Genomic DNA, 16,214 nt, shown 5'->3' with positions numbered 1-16,214 from the left:
GGTGACCGCACGTCGCGAGGAAGATCCGTGAGCACCACAGCAACGTTGCCGACCGTGTCAGGCCCGATCCTGGAGATGCGCCGCATCACCAAGGAGTTCCCGGGAGTCAAGGCGCTCGCCGACGTCTCGATCACCGTCCGCGCCGGCGAGATCCATGCGATCTGCGGCGAGAACGGCGCCGGGAAGTCGACGCTGATGAAGGTCCTCTCGGGGGTGTACCCCTACGGCACGTACGACGGCGAGATCCTCCTCTACGGCCAGGAGCAGCGCTTCAAGGACATCGCGGCCAGCGAGCAGGCCGGCATCGTCATCATCCACCAGGAGCTCGCGCTCATCCCCGAGCTGTCCGTCACCGAGAACATCTTCCTCGGCAACGAGATCCGCCGCTTCGGCCGCATCGACTGGCAGGCGCAGAAGGAGCGCACGATCGAGCTGCTCGCCCGCGTCGGCCTGGACGAGGACCCGGACGTGCCGATCAAGACCCTCGGCGTCGGCAAGCAGCAGCTCATCGAGATCGCCAAGGCGCTGAACAAGGACGTCAAGCTGCTCATCCTCGACGAGCCCACCGCCGCCCTCAACGAGAACGACTCGCAGCACCTCCTCGACCTGATCCTCGGGCTCAAGGCCAAGGGCATCGCGTCGATCATGATCAGCCACAAGCTCAACGAGATCGAGCAGATCGCCGACGAGATCACGATCATCCGCGACGGTCGCACGGTGGAGACGCTGGACATCTCCCGCGGCGAGATCAACGAGGACCGCATCATCCGCGGCATGGTCGGCCGGTCGCTGGAGAGTCGCTACCCGGACCGCACGCCGGAGATCGGCGAGGTGTTCTTCGAGGTCAAGGACTGGTGGGTGCAGCACCCGACCGTGCCGGAGCGCATGGTGGTGAAGGGGTCGAGCATCGACGTCCGTCGCGGCGAGGTGGTCGGCATCGCCGGGCTCATGGGTGCGGGGCGCACCGAGCTGGCGATGAGCATCTTCGGCCGGTCCTACGGCACGTTCCTCTCCGGCACGCTCGTGAAGGACGGCCAGGAGATCGAGCTCCCCGACGTCGCCGCCGCCATCAAGCACGGCCTCGCCTACGTCAGCGAGGACCGCAAGGTTCTCGGGCTCAACCTGCTCGACACCATCAAGCGGTCCATCGTCGCGGCGAAGCTCTCCAAGATCGCGCACAACGGCGTCGTCGACGCCCGCGAGGAGTTCTCGGTGGCGGAGCGCTACCGCAAGGCGCTGCGCATCAAGACCCCGTCGGTCGAGGAGGGCGTCGGAAAGCTCTCCGGCGGCAATCAGCAGAAGGTCGTGCTGGCGAAGTGGATGTTCACCGACCCGGACCTGCTGATCCTCGACGAGCCCACCCGCGGCATCGACGTCGGCGCCAAGTACGAGATCTACGCGATCATCAACGAGCTCGCCGCCCAGGGCAAGGGCGTGATCGTCATCTCCAGCGAGCTGCCCGAGCTGCTCGGCATCTCCGACCGCATCTACACCGTGTTCGAAGGCCGGGTCACCGACTGCATCCCGGCCGACCAGGCGACCCCCGAAGACCTCATGCGCAGCATGACCTCCGCGACCCAGAAAGCATCCGCATGACCACCGACTCGACCACCGCGAAGCGCGGCTTCCACTTCAAGGACATCACGAAGATGTTCGGGGGAGGGCAGTCGACCCTCCGTCAGTTCGGCATCCTCGGCAGCCTCGTCGTCATCCTCGTCGTCTTCCAGGTGCTGACCTGGATCTTCAAGGGCACGGGTCTCACGCTGTCCTCGGGGAACCTCATCAACGTCGTGAACCAGTACTCGTACATCCTGATCCTGGCGATCGGCATGGTGATGGTCATCATCATGGGGCACATCGACCTCTCAGTCGGCTCGGTGGCGGCGTTCACGGGCATCGTCGTGGCGAAGGCCATGCAGGACTGGAACCTCCCCTGGCCGCTGGGCATCCTCCTCGGCCTCGGTGTCGGCGTGCTCGTCGGTGCCTGGCAGGGGTTCTGGGTCGCCTACGTCGGAGTGCCGGCGTTCATCGTGACGCTGGCCGGCATGCTGTTCTTCCGCGGCGCGAACCAGGCGGTGGGTGACTCGCAGTCGGTGCCCGTGCCGGAGGGCTTCAAGATCATCGGCGCCGGCTACCTGCCGGAGATCGCCCTGCCGCTGCCGTTCAACATCCCGACCATGCTGCTGGCGCTCGCCGGCGTCGCGTGGATCGTGTTCTGGGAGATCCGCACCCGGCGCATCCAGCGCAAGATGGGCTCCGACATGGCGCCGCTCTGGGTGAGCGTGACGAAGGTCGTCCTCATCTCGGCCGTCATCCTCGTCGCCGGCTGGCTGTTCGCCACGGGGCGCGAGGGTACGAGCTTCCCGATCTCGGGCGTCATCCTCCTCGCTCTCGTCATCCTCTACTCGTTCATCACGAACAACACCGTCTTCGGCCGTCACATCTACGCGGTCGGCGGCAACCGCCAGGCCGCGCGCCTCTCGGGCGTGAAGGATCGCTGGGTCGACTTCTTCGTGATGATGAACATGTCGGTCCTGGCCTCGCTCGCCGGCATGATCTACGTCGCCAGGGCGACCGCCTCGGGCCCGCAGGACGGCAACGGGTGGGAGCTCGATGCGATCGCGTCGGTCTTCATCGGCGGCGCGGCCGTCTCCGGCGGCATCGGCACGGTGATCGGGTCGATCATCGGCGGTCTCGTGATGGCGTTCCTGAACAACGGCCTCGCACTGCTCGGCGCCGGTGCCGACGTCGTCTCGATGATCAAGGGCCTCGTGCTCCTCTTCGCCGTCGGGGTCGACGTGTGGAACAAGCAGCAGGGTCGTCCGTCGATCATCGGCTTCCTCACGCGCCGTCTCGGCCGCAAGCAGGATCCGGCCACCGACACGTTCGATCCCACGAAGACGAACTACCCCACCAGTCAGAAGTACGAAGCCCCCGCCGTCGAGGAGACGCGCGGAAAGTAAGGGCCGCGTCGCGCAACGCAGGCGCGACGGGACCTGCACACACCAGAGAAAGAGATCACATGAAGAAGATCCTTCTGTCGGCGACAGCGCTTGTCGTCGCGGGCGCATTCGCCCTCACCGGCTGCTCCTCGGAGCGCGGCGGTGACTCGGGTTCGGGGTCGGGCGATGAGGCCGCCTCGGGCTTCGACGCCGGCTCCACGATCGGTGTCGCTCTGCCCGACAAGACCTCGGAGAACTGGGTCCTGGCCGGTCAGCTGTTCACCGACGGTCTCGAAGAGGCCGGCTTCAAGGCGGACGTGCAGTACGCGCCCGCCAGCAACACGGTCGCCGAGCAGCAGAACCAGATCCAGGCGATGGTCACCGGTGGCGCCAAGGTCATCATCATCGGCGCCAAGGACGGCAAGCAGCTCACCACCCAGGTGGAGGCCGCGCGCGACGCCGGTGTCGCGGTCATCGCGTACGACCGTCTCATCGAGAACACCGACGCCGTGGACTACTACGTCGCCTTCGACAACTTCGAGGTCGGCAAGCTCCAGGGCCAGGCGCTGCTCGACGGCCTCGCCGAGCGCGCCGGTCACGAGGCGCCGTACAACATCGAGCTGTTCTCGGGCTCGCCGGACGACGCCAACTCGGCGGTGTTCTTCAACGGGGCGATGGAGGTGCTGCAGCCGAAGATCGACGACGGCACGCTGAACGTCGTCTCCGGACAGACCGAGATCTCCCAGACGGCGACCGAGGGCTGGAAGCCGGAGAACGCGCAGCGTCGCATGGACTCGATCCTCACGTCGAGCTACGGCTCGGAGACGCTCGACGGCGTCCTGTCCCCGAACGACACCCTCGCCCGCGCCATCATCACCTCGGCGCAGCAGGCCGGCAAGCCCGTCCCGGTGGTCACCGGACAGGACTCCGAGGTCGAGTCGGTGAAGTCGATCATGGAGGGCGTCCAGTACTCCACGATCAACAAGGACACCGCGCTGCTCGTGGAGCAGGCCATCAAGATGGTCGGTCAGCTCCAGAAGGGCGACGAGGTCGACGTCAACGACACCGACCAGTACGACAACGGCAAGAAGGTCGTCCCGGCCTACCTCCTCCCGCCGGTCATCGTGACCAAGGAGAACGCGGCCGAGGCCTACGCCAACGTCCCGAGCCTCCTCGAGATCGTGAAGTCGTACGAGTAAGGACGAGTGGGACCGTCCCCGTTCCGCGCGAACGACGGACAACGCCACGACGAGCCGTCCGGACCTTCGGGTCCGGGCGGCTCGTCGCCGTTGCGGCGCGTCACCGTCCTGCCTTCAGCCGACGGGCCGCCATCGCCGCGTCGCCAGGGCGAGGAGGAGCGCCGCCATCGTCAGGGCGGCCGCGAGAGCGACGGGGGAGAGCGGACCCGCTCCGCTCGCGAGGATCCACGCTCCCGACGCCGGCCCGATCACGGCGCCGATGTTCAGGGCCGCGGTCGCGTAGGACCCTCCCATGGTCGGGGCAGCGGACGCGGCGTTCAGCACGCGGGCGATCAGCGTGCTGCCGACCGCGAAGGACAGCACGCCCTGCACCAAGACGAGGGTCAGTAGGGCGACGGGATGGGAGGCGACCGCCGCCCACAGGATCCAGCCGCCCAGGAGAAGGGGCCCGGCGACCGCGAGCAGCATCCCGGCGTGGTGGTCGGCGAGCTGACCCGCGATGGTCACGCCGAGGAACGAGCCGATGCCGAACAGGACGAGCGCGACGGGGACCGCAGCATCCACCAGGCCCGCGACCTCGGTGACGACCGGCGCGAGGAACGTGAAGACCGCGAAGGTCCCCGCGTTCACCAGCGCTGCCAGGCTCATCGCGACGGCGAGACGCGGTGTCACCAGGAGCGCGAGCTCCGCACGCAGAGACGGCGCGGGCCCGGGGAGCGGTGTCGGAGCCGGCGCTGTCCCTGGCGCCGACCGGGGTCGGCCGTGCGCCGTGCCCCGGATCGTCGTCGGCACGCCGCGGAGGATTCCGAGCAGTGCAGGGAGACAGAGGAGTGCGACGGCGGCGAAGGGGGCGCGCCAGCTCAGCGCGGCGCCGAGCACTGCCCCCGCCGGAACGCCGACCACGGTGGCGATCGTCGTGCCGGAGAGCAGCACCGCGAGAGCGCGGCCGGTGCGTTCACCGGGGACGAGGAGAGCGACCGTGCGGAGTGCGACGGCGAGGAAACCGGCGTTCGCGAGGGCGCTGAGCACGCGCGTGACGAGCAGGAGTTCGAATGCGGAAGCAGCCGCGCCGACGACGTGGCATACGGCGAAGAGCGTGAGGCGGGCGATGAGCGTGCGACGCGGGGGCCAGCCGCGCGCGAAGGCGGCCAGGGCGGGGGCGCCCACGACCATGCCGACGGCGAAGCCCGAGGTGAGAAGCCCGGCCGTGCCGACCGGGACGTCGAGGTCGTCCGCGAGCGCGGGGAGGAGTCCCGCGAGCATGAACTCGGAAGTGCCCATGACGAAGACTGCCAGGGCAAGGGCATAGAGGGGGAGAGGCATCGAGTGCTCCGAGGTGAGAGGGAAGGGGGAGCTTCTCGTCACCACGGTCAGCGCCCGGGTCACCGGCGCGCGCCCGCCGAAAGGGCGGACGGAGGGATCAGCGGTTCACGGGGCTGACGGTGTGACCGGCAGCCCCCGACCTGTCTGATTCGGGGCTCGACATGCCCTCCACCCTACGGCTGACCGGTGTGCCTGCGTGAACGTCGTGCCTGCGGGAGACCACGGGGGTTCTTCGGCGAAGGTCACAGTGTGCGGAGGCGGCGGTCGGTCGATGTAGGTCCGGCCGGTGGGGCTCGTCCACTCCAGAACGCCGCCCGGCCCCTGCTCGACGTGCCACGGGGAGTGGTGTTTGAGCATGTGATGTCGTCGGCAGAAGGTCGCGAGGTTGTCGTGCGCGGTCTCGCCGCCGAGCGCCGCATCGTGATTGTGATCGAGGTCGCACTTCCGCGGCGCGAGGCCGCAGCCGGGGAAGCGGCAGCGTTGATCGCGGGCCCGCAGGTGTCGGCGGAGGTCTTCGCTCGGGCGATACCGGTCGACGGCCAGCAGTGCCCCGCTGATCGGGTGAGTGAGCACCCGATCCCATCCGCTCGCGGCACCGGCCAGTCGCCGGGCCGTGGCCGGATCGATCGGGATCATCCCGTCGAGCTCGGCGGCGAGGATCGGAGCGCCGTCCATCGTCCCTTCCTGCTCGCCGCGCATCCGCTCGCCGTGCATCAGCGTCAGCACCGGCACGGTGACCTCGACGCGCGCACGAAGCTCGGAGAGCAGCCCCTCTTCCGAGTCATGGCCCGCCGGTGCGCCGGTCAGGACGAGATCGGCGAGCAGGTCCGCGCGCAGCTGATCGACCGTCCTCTCGTCGAGGATGCTCTCCGCCGCCTCCGGACGCCGTGCCCGCGCGTTCTCCTCCCGCACGGCATGCGCCATCTGGGAGAGCCGGTCGTACATCCCGTGCACGAGGGCCGCAGGCCCGCGGGCGCCGAGTTCGGCCATGCCGTCCTCGAGATCGGTCACCCAGACGCGGCGCAGCTCCCTGGCGTCACGATGTCGCTCGACGAGCGTCCGCTCCTGGAACCGGTCGGCCAGTCGGCGCACGAGTCGGCGTATCCGGTTCGGAGATTCCGCAGCGGCCACCTCGATCGCCTCCGCCGCGAAACGCGAACGATCGTCGGCGTCGTCGAGGTGAGCCCCCGCCTCCACGATCACGCGTGCGTGTGCGGCGCTGACGCGCCCGGCGCCCTGGGCCTCCCAGACGGCGGGGAACCGTTCGACCAGCCAGGACGCATCGGACATCCGCCGCTCGATGGTGCGGTCGCTGACGCGCTGCGCGGCCCCGATCTCCGCGGCGACGGTGCGGATCGCCATGTCTGCGCCGTCCGGATGACGCGCCTGCCGAGCGATGTCGACCGCAAGTCGCCCCGCCATCGCGAGCAGTCCGTCGCGGGCCGCCTGCATGCTGCTCAGCGTCTTCTCCGCCGCTTCCAGCCCCTCCACCAGATCGGCGAGAATCGCCATCTGGGAGTCGGTCGCGTCGAGCAGTGCGGGCATGACGTCAGTCCATCACCGACCACCGACATTCGAACGAAGATTCGAAGGAATCTGGCCGAAAGTCGTATCACGAAAGGATAACGACCGTGGTTGACTGGCTCCGTGCTCCTGAACGTCATCGAAGCCGGGGAGGGCGACCGCGTCGCCGTGCTGCTGCACGGCATGATGGGGTCCGCCGAGAGCTGGCACCGCGTGGTCCCGCTGCTCGTGGAACGCGGCTTCCGCGTGCTCGCGCTCGATCTGCCCGGCCACGGCCTCTCGCCGCGCGATCCGGAGCTCACGATCGAGACGGCGGCCGACGCCGTCGTCGCCACGCTCGCGCAGACGGCTCTCCCTCCGGGGGCAGGGTCCGCCGCGGGGGACAGGGCCGCGGCCCCGCCCGCCGTCGCCGTCGGGCACTCCTTCGGCGCCACCGTGCTCGCCGCCGCCGCGCCCCGCCTCGACCCGGGCCTCGCGGTCTACGTCGACGCGCCGCTCGCCCTCCAGGGTGGCCATGATCGTGCCGCCCTCGTGTCGCAGTACGAGCACGACCGCCGCGCGCGCATGTCGCCCGCCGAGCTCCGCAAGCTCCGGCCCTTCTACTCCGTCGACGACGCCACGGTCGAGGCGCGCGCGGCCGAGCGCTTCGATCCGCCGACCGCGGCCTCCGTCTCCTGCGGGGAGGACGGCCATTGGACCGCCGCCCCCGGCTCCATCGTCGTCCGCGCGGAACCCAGCGCCTGGGTCACCGACGAGGACGCGCGACGGTTCGAGCACGGCGGCGTGACCGTGCGCAGCATCCCCGGAGCCGCCCACACCGTCTGGTACAGCCACTTCGAGGTCTTCACCGCCGCGTTGCCCGAGCTCTTCGCCCCGTCGCTGGTCTGATCGGGCGACCGCCCGACGCGGCGCGACTACCCTGGAGAGGACATGGCACATCTTCTCGGGGCCGAAGCCCTGCACCTCGAATACCCGACCCGCGTCGTCTTCGACGCCGTGACCCTCGGCATCGAGGAGGGCGACCGCATCGGCATCGTCGGCCGCAACGGCGACGGCAAGTCGAGTCTCCTGGCGATGCTCGCCGGCCGGAAGGAACCGGACTCCGGCCGGGTGACCGTCCGCGGTGGCACCCGCATCGGCGTGCTGGACCAGGCCGACACCCTCCCCGACGACATCACGATCGGGGCCGCCGTCGTCGGCGACATGGCCGAGCACGAATGGGCCGGAGACGCCCGCGTCCGCGACGTGATCGAGGGGCTGCTGACCGATCTTCCGTGGGACGCGCAGATCGGCTCCCTCTCCGGCGGACAGCGCCGCCGCGTGTCGCTCGCGAAACTGCTCACCGGGGACTGGGACGTCATCGCTCTCGACGAGCCGACCAACCACCTCGACGTCGAGGCGATCACCTGGCTCGCCGGGCACCTCAAGAAGCGCTGGCCCGCGAACGCCGGTGCCCTCCTCGTCGTGACCCATGACCGGTGGTTCCTCGACGAGATCTGCACCGAGACGTGGGAGGTGCACGACCGCATCGTGGAGCCCTTCGAGGGCGGCTATGCGGCGTACATCCTGCAGCGGGTCGAGCGCGACCGCATGGCGGCGGCGACCGAGGCGAAGCGGCAGAACCTGGCCCGCAAGGAGCTCGCCTGGCTGCGCCGCGGTGCCCCGGCCCGCACCAGCAAGCCCAAGTTCCGCATCGATGCGGCCAACGAGCTCATCGCCGACGTGCCCGAGATCCGCGACAAGGTCTCGCTGCAGTCGCTCGCCGTCTCGCGGCTGGGCAAGGACGTCGTCGACCTGCTCGATGTGGGGGTGACGTACCCTTCGACAAGCTCAGGGACCCAGACTTCGACAGGCTCGGGGGCCGGCGGGAAGACCGTGCTCAAGGACGTGGAGTGGCGGATCGCCCCGGGCGAGCGCACGGGCATCCTCGGCGTGAACGGTGCCGGGAAGTCCACGCTCCTGGGGCTCATCTCCGGCACGGTCGAGCCCACCGAGGGGCGGATCAAGCGCGGGAAGACCGTGCAGGTCCGTACGCTCACGCAGCGCCTCGACGAACTCCTCCCGCACTGGAACGACCCCGTGCGCGTGGTCATCTCCGGCCTGCGCACGTCCTACACGCTCGGTGCCGGGTCGAAGGCGCAGGACCTCACGCCCGGACAGCTCCTGGAGCGGCTCGGGTTCTCGTCCGCCCAGCTCTCCACTCCGGTGAAGGATCTCTCCGGCGGTCAGCAGCGCCGGTTGCAGCTGCTGCTCGTGCTGCTCGACCAGCCGAACGTGCTCATCCTCGACGAGCCCACGAACGACATGGACACCGACATGCTCGCCGCGATCGAGGACCTCCTCGACTCCTGGTCGGGCACCCTCCTCGTCGTGAGCCACGACCGGTACTTCCTGGAGCGGGTGACGGATCAGCAGTACGCGATCCTTCCCGGTCCGGACGGCGCGGGGCGCCTGCGTCATCTCCCGGGCGGCGTCGACGAGTACCTGCGTCTGCGGCAGCGCGTCGAGAGCGCCTCGACGACCTCGACGGCGGCATCGGCCCCCGCAGCGAGCGGTCTCGATGGCGCGGCTCTCCGGGCGGCGCAGAAGGAAGCCGCCGCCCTCGAGCGTCGCATCCAGAAGCTCACGCAGCAGGTCGACGCGGCGAAGCACGCCCTCGCCGACCACGACCAGTCCGACTATGCCGGCCTCGGCGAGCGGATGAAGGCGATCACGGCGCAGGAGGCCGAGATCGAGGAGTTGGAGCTGCGCTGGTTCGAACTCACGGAGCAGATCGGCTGACGGAGGAATATCCTTCTCCCACGACTGTTGGGAGTAGCGATGGAAGGCCTCGAAGTAACCGTCCTGCTCGGACTCACGATCCTCGTCGGAACCCTGATCGCCCCGCGCGTGCGTCTCGCGCTGCCCCTCGTCCTCGTCATCCTCGGTCTGGCGCTGGGATTCATCCCGCCGCTGCGCGAGGTCCAGCTGCCGCCGGAGACCGTGCTGCTGCTGTTCCTGCCGGTGATGCTGTTCTGGGAGAGCCTGACGACATCGCTGCGGTCGATCCGCCGCGACTTCCGCTACATCGTGCCGATGAGCACCCTCCTCGTCGTCGCCTCCGCGTTCGCGGTGGCCGGCATCGGCGTGCTGTTCGGCATGCCCTGGGAGATCGCGCTCATCCTCGGGGCCGCGGTCGCACCGCCCGACGCCACGGCCGTCGCCGCCCTCGGCCGGCTGCTGCCGCGCCGGATGTTCATGAAGCTCAAGGCCGAGAGCCTGACCAACGACGGCACCGCGCTCGTGCTCTACGCCATCGCGGTGTCCCTCGCGCTGGGCGGTCAGGTCACGCCGCTCTCGGTCACCTGGGACGTTCTGGTGTCCTACGTGGGCGGGATCGCCGCGGGGATCGTGGTCGCGGCCCTGGCCACGCTGCTGCTGCGCCGCATCTCCTCCACCATCGTCATCAACGTCACGCTGCTGCTCGTGCCGTTCTCCGCGTTCCTGCTCGCCGAGCTCGTGCACGCGTCGGGGGTGCTCGCCGTGGTCGTGGCCGGACTCATCGTCGCCTGGGTGTCGCCGCGCGTGACGACGGCGGCCTCGCGCCGACAGGCCGACGCGGCCTGGCCGTTCGGCGTCTTCCTGTTGAACGGGGCGCTGTTCGTGCTCATCGGCCTCGAGGTGCAGTTCGTCGCGCACGAGATCTCCGCCGCCGCCATCGGCCGCCTGGTGCTCGTGACGCTCGCCGTGTGGGCGACGCTCTTCGCCGTGCGGTACGTGTTCCAGCTCCTCAACGTGCTGTTCCAGCGCCGCCCGGCCGAACGCCCGCCGCGCGGCGCCCGCTCCCGCGCTCGACTCGTGTCCACGGTCGCCGGCATGCGCGGCGCGGTGTCGCTGGCGATCGCGCTGTCGGTGCCGACCGGTGTCTCCGCAGGGAGCATGGTGGGCGGGCGTGACGAGATCGTCTTCGTGACCGCCGGGGTGATCCTGCTCAGCCTCCTCGTGCAGGCGCCTCTCCTCCCCGCGCTCGTGCGCTGGGCGCGATTCCCGGTCGACCATGCCGAGGACGAGGAGTACGAGCTCGCCGAGCGGGCGATCTCGGGTGCGGCCCTGGCCGCGCTCGACGACCTCGCCGCGGAGCACGGCATCGGCCAGGAGGTGCGCGACCGGGTACGTGCCGAGGGGTACCAGGCGCTGGAGTTCGCGAACGCCCGGACGCTCGCGCGGGAGCAGGCGCTCATCGACGCCGAGGCCGACGCGCTGGACGAGATGCTCGGCGAGCCCGATCCCTACGGCACCGGGGGAGAGGCGCCCCGTCGCGAGGACGAGGACGCAGACGCGGGGGACGTCGCGGTGTCGGCAGGGACCGCCCCCGACCCCGAGACGACGGACGGCACGACGCTGCAGATGATCGCGACCTCCGCCGACGTCGACCTCGCCCAGCGCTCACCGCTCGTGCGGCACGAGGAGCACACCCGGCTCAAGCTCGCGCTGCTCGACCGCAAGCGCGAGGTGCTGCTCGGGCTCCGCGGCGCCGGCACCGTGGACGACATGGTGGTCCGCCGGATCTCCGCCCGTCTCGACCTGGAGCAGGTGCGTCTGCAGGGAATCGAAGAGTTCGACTGACCGGCCCGCGCGGCTGTGACGCCGTGTGACATCCCGATTCCGCGACAGCGCGCCCTCCTGCCTAACGTTGTCGAGTCCCGCCAGGAAGGAACCCTCATCATGTCCCGCCGCACCACCTCCGCCCTCGCCGCGCTCGCCGTGGTCCCGCTGTTCGTTGCCCTCGCCGGGTGCGCCACCTCGTCCGACGTGGGCTCCGGCGACGGCGGCTCCGAGGACAAGACCGTCAAGATCGGTGTCGTCGGCGAGAGCGACCCGCAGTGGCCCGCTTTCGTGGACGCGGCGGCCGACGCCGGCATCACCGTCGAACTCGTCGACTTCGGCTCGTACGAGCTGCCCAACCCGGCACTGAGCGAGGGGGAGATCGACCTCAACCAGTTCCAGCACATCGTGTACTTGGCGCAGTACAACGAGGCCTCGGGGGATGACCTCGCGGCGATCGGTTCGACGCAGATCTACCCGCTGGGTCTCTACTCGACGAAGTACGACTCGGTCGAGGACATTCCTGAGGGCGAGACCGTCGCGGTTCCCGACGACGCCTCCAACCAGGCCCGCGCGCTTCTCGTGCTTCAAGCCGCTGGCCTCGTCGAGCTGAAGGACGGAGGCACGGCCTTCTCCGATCTCGCAGACGTGGACGAGAGCAAGTCGACGGTCAAGGTCACCGCGCTGGAGGCCGCCCTTACTCCGGAGGCTCTGCCCGACGTCGCTGCCGCCATCATCAACAACGACTTCGTCGAGGACGCCGGTCTCTCGTTCGACGATGCACTCTTCACCGACGACCCGGAGGACCCCAGCGCGCTCCAGTACGTGAACATCTTCGCGTCTCGCGCTGAGGACGTCGACAACGAGACCTACCTCAAGCTCGTCGAGATCTTCCAGACCGACGAAGCTGTGCAGGAGGGGCTGGCGAAGTCGTCCGGAGGAACCGGCGTCACTCTGCAGACGCCGGCAGATGAGCTCGCCTCGCTGCTGAAGGACGTCCAGAAGGACGTCGCCGCGAACGGTTGATCAGGTTCACCTGAGAGAATCGGGCGACGCGGATGCGTCGCCCGATTCGTCGTCTTCAGGCCGACCCCGCCCTTTCCTCCCTCAAGACCGGAGAACCCATGCCGATCGTCTCCCTCGAGCACGTGTCGAAGAGCTACCCCTCGCCGTCCGCATCCGGCACGCAGATCACCGCTGTCGACGATGTGTCTCTGCAGATCGAGCAGGGAGATGTCTTCGGAATCATCGGCTATTCGGGTGCGGGGAAGTCCACCCTGGTTCGACTCATCAACGCGTTGGAGCCCGCCTCCGCCGGCCGCATCGCCGTCAACGGTGTCGAGATCACGGCACTCAGCGAGCGTGAGCTCCGGCGGGTGCGGAGCGGGATCGGCATGATCTTCCAGCAGTTCAACCTCTTCTCCTCGAAAAGCGTGCGGGCGAACATCGCGTATCCGCTGAAGCTTGCGGGGTGGTCGAAGGCAGACATCGACGCGCGCGTGACCGAGATGCTGTCTTTCGTCGGGCTGAGCGACAAGGCACGCTCGTACCCCGAGCACCTGTCGGGAGGCCAGAAGCAGCGCGTCGGGATCGCGCGGGCACTCGCGACCAGGCCGGCGATCCTCCTCGCCGACGAAGCGACCAGCGCGCTGGACCCGGAGACCACACATGAAGTCCTCTCCCTGCTCAAGCGCGTGAATGAGGAGCAGGGCGTCACGATCGTCGTCATCACCCACGAGATGGACGTCATCCAGACGCTCGCGACCAGGGTCGCCGTCATGGACCGTGGGCGGGTGATCGAGCAGGGAGATGTGTTCGAGGTCTTCTCCAACCCGCAGCATGCCGCGTCGCAGCGATTCGTCGGTACGGTCGTCAAGGGCATTCCCTCCCCGTCCGAGCGTGCTGTCCTGCGTGACCGGCATCAGGGACGACTCGTGACGTTCTCCTTCCGCGACGGCGGTCCGTCCCAAGCGCAGGTCTTCCTGGAGCTGGCGGAGGCCGGATTGGAGTTCGAGCTGGTCTTCGGCGGTATCAATGACATCCGCGGCAGGGCCTTTGGCCACTTGACTCTCGCGATCCGCGGGGACGACGCTCGCATCGATGCGACGCTTGCACGGATCTCGGAGCGCATCGAAGTGACGGACATCGACCGCGAGGAGGTGCGCTGATGGATCGTCTGATCGAGTTGGGCCCTGAGTTCTGGACGGCTGCCGTCGAGACGCTTTACATGGTGTCGCTGACACTGGTGCTCGGTGGTCTGCTGGGAGGCCTGATCGGAGTCGGGCTGTACCTCACGCGGCCGGGCGGCATGCTGCAGAACCGGGCTATCTCCGCCGTTCTGAACCTCTTCATCAACTTCTTCCGCCCCATCCCCTTCGTGATCCTCATCACCGTCCTGATCCCGTTCTCGCGGTTCATCGTGGGGAGCGGCATCGGAACGAACGCTGCCATCGTCGCCCTGGTGGTGGCGTCGATGTTCGCCATCGGCCGGATCGTCGAGCAGCATCTGGTCGGTGTCTCGCCGGGAGTGATCGAAGCCGCACGTGCGATGGGAGCCGGACCGTGGCGAACCCTCTTCACGGTCGTGATCCCCGAGGCGCTCGGACCCCTGATCCTGGGATACACGTTCGTGATCGTGGCGCTCATCGACATGACGGCAATGGCCGGTTACATCGGCGCGGGCGGTCTCGGGAACTTCGCGTTGACGTACGGCCGACGTCAGTTCGAGCCGGTCGTGATGTGGGCCGCCGTGCTGCTCATCGTCGTGTTCGTGCACGTGGCTCAGACGCTCGGCACCCGGCTCGCGCGGAAGGTCATGCGCCGCTGAGGCCGATCAGCGTGCCGGGGCCTCCTGCAGGCTCCGGCGCGTGGTGAAGGTGCGCTCCTGCCCGCTCAGCGGATCGGTGAACCGGAGCTCGCGTGCGAGGAGCTGGAGCGGGCGGGTGAAGTCGTCCGGACGCTCCGGCTGCAGCACGGGGTAGAAGCCGTCGTGCAGGATGCCGAGGCCGAGCGCGGCGAGGTGCACGCGGAGCTGGTGCATCTTCCCGCTGTGCGGACGGAGGAGCGTGTGCACGACGCGATCGTCGGCGGCGATGACCTCGATGAGCGTCTCGGAGTTCGGCTCGCCGTCCTCGGCCACCTGCACGCACACCTGACCGCGGAGCTTCTCGATGCGGTTGCGGTAGACGAGCGGGAATCGCGACGGATCCCAGTCCGCCGGGCGCGCGGAGACGGCCTCGTAGACCTTCTGCACGCGGCGGTCCTCGAACAGCAGTTGGTAGGCGCCGCGGGTGGCAGGGCGGGCGGAGAACATCAGCAGCCCCGCCGTGGCCCGGTCGAGGCGGTGGATGGGCGTGAGATCCGGGTTGCCCAGGCGGTTGCGCAGACGGACGAGGGCGGAGTTCTGCAGGTACTTGCCGCCCGGCGTGGTGGGGAGGAAGTGCGGCTTGTCCACGACCACCAGGTGCTCGTCCTGGTGCAGGATCTCCTCGGCGAACGGGATCTCCTTCTCGACCGGAGGCTCCCGGTAGTACCAGACGAACTCCTCCGCGCCGAGAGGCGTGTCCCGGGAGAGCGGCCGGCCGTCGCGCGCGACGATCTCCCCGCGGTCGAAACGCACGAGCAGCCGCTCCGGATCCAGGTGGAAGAACCGCTCGACCATGTAGGCGGCGACGGTGGGCCATGCACCTGTCATCGGCACGTGCAGCCGGGTCGCGCCGACCCCGTCGCGCACGGGAAGCGGGGAGGGCATGCCCATGTCTCGGCCTTCGGAGCAGGGGTCGCGGGGCTGCGACCGGGTGCTTCCAGCCTAGGCGACCGGCCCGGCCTCCCTGGGGCCCCGAGACCCCGGACCCGGCTCCGGGGTCAGCGGGCCTCGGTGGCGAGCCAGTCGTCGAACGTCGTGGACGCCGTCCGTGCGTCGCCTGCGGGGAGCAGCACCTCGCCCGCGAACTCGACGCCGAGTGCAGCACCCTTCCAGGCGGCGCGCAGCGGAAGGTCGCGACCCCACGCGGCGAGAGTGCGGCGCGCCATGTCGACGGCGTCCTCCGTGCGGGGTCCGGCGACGTCGAACGAGCCGCCGAGCGCCGGCGACTCCGCGGCATCGACGAGGGCGACGGCCACGTCCGCGGGCGCGATGGGCTGCAGCAGCAGAGGGGGCACGATGCCTTCGCCGTCCTCGATGCTCCACTCGGCGATCATCGCGGGGAAGTCGTGGAACTGCGTCGCCCGCACGATGGTGAACGGCACCGCCCCGCGCGTGACCTCTCGCTCCTGGGCGCGCTTGCCCGCATAGTGCGGATTGCCGCGCACGCGATCGAGTGCCGCAATCGAGAGGGCCACGTGGTGGCCGACCCCGGCTTCGTCCTCGGCGGCGAGCAGCGTGCGGCTGAGCGTGGTGAACACCCGCTCGGCCTCGGCGACGTCGGATACCGGCGGATTCGTCGCGTCGACGACCGTATCCACCCCGCGCAGCAGAGTGGCGAGGCCGGCCCCCGCGGTCAGATCGACGCCTTCGCCGCGGCTGAGCGAGAGCGTGTCGTGCCCCCGACGCCGAGCCTCTTCGACGACCAGTCGCCCGATCCGTCCCGTTCCTCCTGCGACCGCGATGCGCATGCCTGCTCCTTCAATCATGGATATTGTG

General features: G+C 69.2%; 13 protein-coding genes. 9 read left to right on the top strand and 4 right to left on the bottom strand.

Features of this window, described 5'->3' with window-relative positions:
- Nucleotides 1-75: 75 nt before the first annotated feature.
- The 3 genes from mmsA to ACIQID_RS13870 are packed head-to-tail and all read left to right on the top strand — an operon-like array spanning nucleotide 76 to nucleotide 4,141.
- The gene (gene mmsA, locus ACIQID_RS13880; protein ID WP_312675927.1) at nucleotides 76-1,596 is read left to right on the top strand and encodes a multiple monosaccharide ABC transporter ATP-binding protein; all 1,521 of its coding nucleotides are present in this window, start codon (nucleotides 76-78) and stop codon (nucleotides 1,594-1,596) included.
- On the top strand, nucleotides 1,593-2,963 hold the full coding sequence (mmsB, locus tag ACIQID_RS13875) for a multiple monosaccharide ABC transporter permease (RefSeq protein ID WP_025105620.1): 1,371 nt from the start codon (nucleotides 1,593-1,595) through the stop codon (nucleotides 2,961-2,963). Before mmsA ends, mmsB begins: the two co-directional genes overlap by 4 nt.
- 59 nt (nucleotides 2,964-3,022) lie before the next feature.
- The gene (locus tag ACIQID_RS13870) at nucleotides 3,023-4,141 is read left to right on the top strand and encodes a sugar-binding protein (protein WP_136051678.1); all 1,119 of its coding nucleotides are present in this window, start codon (nucleotides 3,023-3,025) and stop codon (nucleotides 4,139-4,141) included.
- A gap of 114 nt (nucleotides 4,142-4,255) precedes the next feature.
- Here the strand turns inward: ACIQID_RS13870 and ACIQID_RS13865 are convergent, their stop codons facing one another.
- Together ACIQID_RS13865 and ACIQID_RS13860 are read right to left on the bottom strand one after the other, a co-directional pair.
- A complete protein-coding gene (locus tag ACIQID_RS13865; protein ID WP_400286145.1) occupies nucleotides 4,256-5,464 on the bottom strand; it encodes a Cmx/CmrA family chloramphenicol efflux MFS transporter in 1,209 nt (402 codons plus the stop codon).
- A gap of 105 nt (nucleotides 5,465-5,569) precedes the next feature.
- On the bottom strand, nucleotides 5,570-7,009 hold the full coding sequence (locus ACIQID_RS13860) for a DUF222 domain-containing protein (protein ID WP_400286142.1): 1,440 nt from the start codon (nucleotides 7,007-7,009) through the stop codon (nucleotides 5,570-5,572).
- Between the two features lie 90 nt (nucleotides 7,010-7,099).
- On the opposite strand from ACIQID_RS13860, the gene ACIQID_RS13855 reads away from it, so the two are divergent.
- The 6 genes from ACIQID_RS13855 to ACIQID_RS13830 all read left to right on the top strand — a co-directional run bounded on the left by ACIQID_RS13855 (nucleotide 7,100) and on the right by ACIQID_RS13830 (nucleotide 14,399).
- Entirely contained in the window at nucleotides 7,100-7,876 is a 777-nt protein-coding gene (locus tag ACIQID_RS13855) for an alpha/beta fold hydrolase (RefSeq protein WP_312675268.1), read from the top strand.
- Nucleotides 7,877-7,918: 42 nt separating this feature from the next.
- Nucleotides 7,919-9,769 carry an ABC-F family ATP-binding cassette domain-containing protein gene (locus ACIQID_RS13850; protein WP_312675267.1) on the top strand — a complete coding sequence of 617 codons (1,851 nt, stop codon included), beginning with the start codon at nucleotides 7,919-7,921 and terminating at the stop codon, nucleotides 9,767-9,769.
- Between the two features lie 39 nt (nucleotides 9,770-9,808).
- A complete protein-coding gene (locus ACIQID_RS13845) occupies nucleotides 9,809-11,593 on the top strand; it encodes a Na+/H+ antiporter (protein WP_331201884.1) in 1,785 nt (594 codons plus the stop codon).
- 99 nt (nucleotides 11,594-11,692) lie between these two features.
- The gene (locus ACIQID_RS13840; RefSeq protein ID WP_400286135.1) at nucleotides 11,693-12,598 is read left to right on the top strand and encodes a MetQ/NlpA family ABC transporter substrate-binding protein; all 906 of its coding nucleotides are present in this window, start codon (nucleotides 11,693-11,695) and stop codon (nucleotides 12,596-12,598) included.
- 98 nt (nucleotides 12,599-12,696) lie between these two features.
- On the top strand, nucleotides 12,697-13,740 hold the full coding sequence (locus ACIQID_RS13835) for an ATP-binding cassette domain-containing protein (RefSeq protein ID WP_312675264.1): 1,044 nt from the start codon (nucleotides 12,697-12,699) through the stop codon (nucleotides 13,738-13,740).
- On the top strand, nucleotides 13,740-14,399 hold the full coding sequence (locus ACIQID_RS13830) for a methionine ABC transporter permease (protein WP_312675263.1): 660 nt from the start codon (nucleotides 13,740-13,742) through the stop codon (nucleotides 14,397-14,399). Before ACIQID_RS13835 ends, ACIQID_RS13830 begins: the two co-directional genes overlap by 1 nt.
- A 6-nt stretch (nucleotides 14,400-14,405) precedes the next feature.
- Here ACIQID_RS13830 and ACIQID_RS13825 read toward each other — a convergent pair whose 3' ends face one another.
- Nucleotides 14,406-15,329: a pseudouridine synthase gene (locus tag ACIQID_RS13825; protein WP_400286130.1), complete on the bottom strand. Its 924-nt coding sequence runs from the start codon at nucleotides 15,327-15,329 to the stop codon at nucleotides 14,406-14,408.
- A 107-nt stretch (nucleotides 15,330-15,436) separates the two neighbouring features.
- On the bottom strand, nucleotides 15,437-16,186 hold the full coding sequence (locus ACIQID_RS13820) for an SDR family oxidoreductase (protein WP_400286127.1): 750 nt from the start codon (nucleotides 16,184-16,186) through the stop codon (nucleotides 15,437-15,439).
- Nucleotides 16,187-16,214 lie beyond the last annotated feature (28 nt).

The sequence above is a fragment of the Microbacterium sp. NPDC091676 genome (assembly GCF_044756645.1).
Lineage (GTDB): Bacteria > Actinomycetota > Actinomycetes > Actinomycetales > Microbacteriaceae > Microbacterium > Microbacterium paraoxydans_D.
The sequence above is the reverse complement of the archived record's forward strand: the minus strand, read 5'-3'. Positions and strand labels throughout refer to the sequence as shown.